We start from the raw sequence: 2,158 nt of genomic DNA on the forward strand, positions 1-2,158 counted from the left end.
CCCACGGCTTCCCCACCCCCGGCCACTTCGCCTTCGTCGAGTCCGCGCCGCCCGCGCCGGGCCCCGGCACGGCCCTGGTGGAGAACCTCTACTGGTCCGTCGACCCCTACCACCGCGAAATGATGGACGGCGACTTCGAGCTGAACGCCCCGCTGGAGGGCCGCGCCCTGGGCCGGGTCGTGGAGTCCCGCGACCCCGCGCTCCCCGAGGGGGAGATCGTCTTCCACCGGCAGGGCTGGCGCACCCACTCCGTCGTCACGCCCGAAGAGGCCCGCCGCGTCCCCCGCTTCGACGGCGTACCCCTCTCGGCGCACCTGAGCATCCTGGGCGGCACGGGCCTGACCGCGTACGTCGGGCTCACCCGCGTCGCCCAACTCCGGGAGGGGCAGGACCTGTTCGTCTCGGCGGCGGCCGGCGGCGTGGGCACGGCCACCGGGCGGCTCGCCCGGCTGATGGGCGCCGGGCGGCTCGTCGGCAGCGCGGGGACGGCGGCGAAGGCGGCGTACCTCACCGAACACGTCGGCTACGACGAGGTCTTCGACTATCACGCGGGCCCGGCGGCCGAGCTGCTCGCGAAGGCGGCGCCCGACGGCATCGACCTCTATATGGACAACGTGGGCGGAGAGCACCTGGAGGCCGCGATCTCCTCGCTGCGCGAGTACGGGCGGATCGTACGGATCGGCACGATCGCGCAGTACAACGCCACGGGCGCGCCGTACGCGCTGCGCAATCTCCCCGACATCGTGGAGAAGAGCCTGCGCATGGAGGGGTTCCTGGTCCGCAACCACCGTGATGTGCAAGAGGAGTTGAACGCGTTCGTGGTGCCCCATCTGCGGAGCGGGCGCATCGGGCTCGACGAGACCGTGGTCGAGGGCTTCGGCGGGATCGTGGACGCGTTCCTGGGGATGCTGCGGGGCGAGAACCTGGGCAAGATCATCGTCCGGGCGGTCGGCGCGGAGCTGTGACAGCAGGACGATTCCGACGAGGTCGCGGAACTCGTAGTTGATCAGCAGGCACTCCCTGGCGAGGCGCGCCGCCTCGTCGGTGCGGCCGCCCGCCCAGGCGGCGAAGGAGCACATAGAGGGCGTACGCCTTGGCCCAGCGCTCGCCGTGTGCCTCGCAGGTGGCGCGGGCCTGCGCGCACAGGCCGACGGCCGCGTCCAGATCGCCCTGGAACGCGAGCGCCATGGCCAGCTCGATGCGCGCCATCATGACGTTGCTGTTGAGCTCGCCGAGTTCCGCGTAGCCGGCCACGGACGCCTTGAAGTACCTCTCCGCCGTGGCGTGTTCGTCCCGCGTCAGCGCGGCGCAGCCGAGCCGGTGCGTGGAGTACGCGTACGCCGTGTCGTCGTCGCTGCGCCGTGGCGACCGCGTGCACGAGGAGGACGCCGTCCTGGAGGCCGGAGAGCTCGACGAACCAGACTCCGTCGGCGAAGCCGTCCGCCACGTCGGCGGCGCCGCGCAGTGCGGTGCGGGTCTTGCCGATGCCGCCGAGGCCGGTCACGGTCACCGTGCGGGAGCGGGTGCAGAGCTGGCGCAGCAGGGTGAGTTCGCGGCGGCGGCCGACAAGAGGGGTGTGCTCCGTAGGCAGATTGCCGGCCACGGTCGCCTCTTCTCGGCAGGGCGTCCACGAAGGTGGCGCGGCGCGCGCGGATCAGCAGGGGCGGCGGATGTCCGCAGCAGACCAGCTCCACGCTGCCCTCGCCGTCGGACGCGCCGAGCAGCAGCGCGGTGACGAAGTCCGCGCCGCTCTCCCGGTGCGCCAGGGCCGCGTCCATACGCTGGGCCACCATGGACAACCGCGCCTCGCACTGGGCGAGTTCGCGGAAGGCGCCGAGGGCGTCTATGGCGGTGCCGACCGCCGCCCTTCCCTTGCCCATGACGTCGCCCATGACGTCGCCCATGACGTCGCCCATGACGTCGCCCATGATCAGCCGTACGCCGAAGGGTGTGCTGACGACGTCGTAGATGTCCCCGCCGACCTGGGCCCCGGGCTGCGCCGCCACATAGCGGACCTCCGCGCGCAGCCCGCCGTGTGCCAGCTCTGTTCACCGGAGGCGTCTCCGGGAATTTAGGGCACGAGACGGCGCGGCACAGGCGCCTTTGGCATATTCGAATGCCCTGAACCTGGCTCTTATACACATCTCCGAGCCCACGA

Annotated in this window: 3 protein-coding genes; 2 read left to right on the forward strand and 1 reads right to left on the reverse strand. The window is 71.7% G+C overall.

What is annotated here, in order from left to right; genetic code table 11:
• Window positions 1–965: NADP-dependent oxidoreductase (locus tag E2651_RS42730; protein WP_135336649.1), on the forward strand; the 965-nt coding region annotated here is incomplete at its 5' end.
• Here the strand turns inward: E2651_RS42730 and E2651_RS42735 are convergent.
• A complete protein-coding gene (locus E2651_RS42735) occupies window positions 934–1,254 on the reverse strand; it encodes a hypothetical protein (RefSeq protein ID WP_135336650.1) in 321 nt (106 codons plus the stop codon). The two genes, E2651_RS42730 and E2651_RS42735, sit on opposite strands and share 32 nt — an antisense overlap.
• Before the next feature lie 416 nt (window positions 1,255–1,670).
• Between E2651_RS42735 and E2651_RS45850 the strand changes: the two genes are divergently transcribed.
• Complete coding sequence (locus E2651_RS45850) at window positions 1,671–2,075, forward strand: hypothetical protein (protein WP_245239552.1); 405 nt, start codon at window positions 1,671–1,673, stop codon at window positions 2,073–2,075.
• Window positions 2,076–2,158: the final 83 nt, after the last annotated feature.

The sequence above is a fragment of the Streptomyces sp. MZ04 genome (genome assembly GCF_004684775.1).
In the GTDB taxonomy this organism is placed as follows: Bacteria; Actinomycetota; Actinomycetes; order Streptomycetales; family Streptomycetaceae; genus Streptomyces.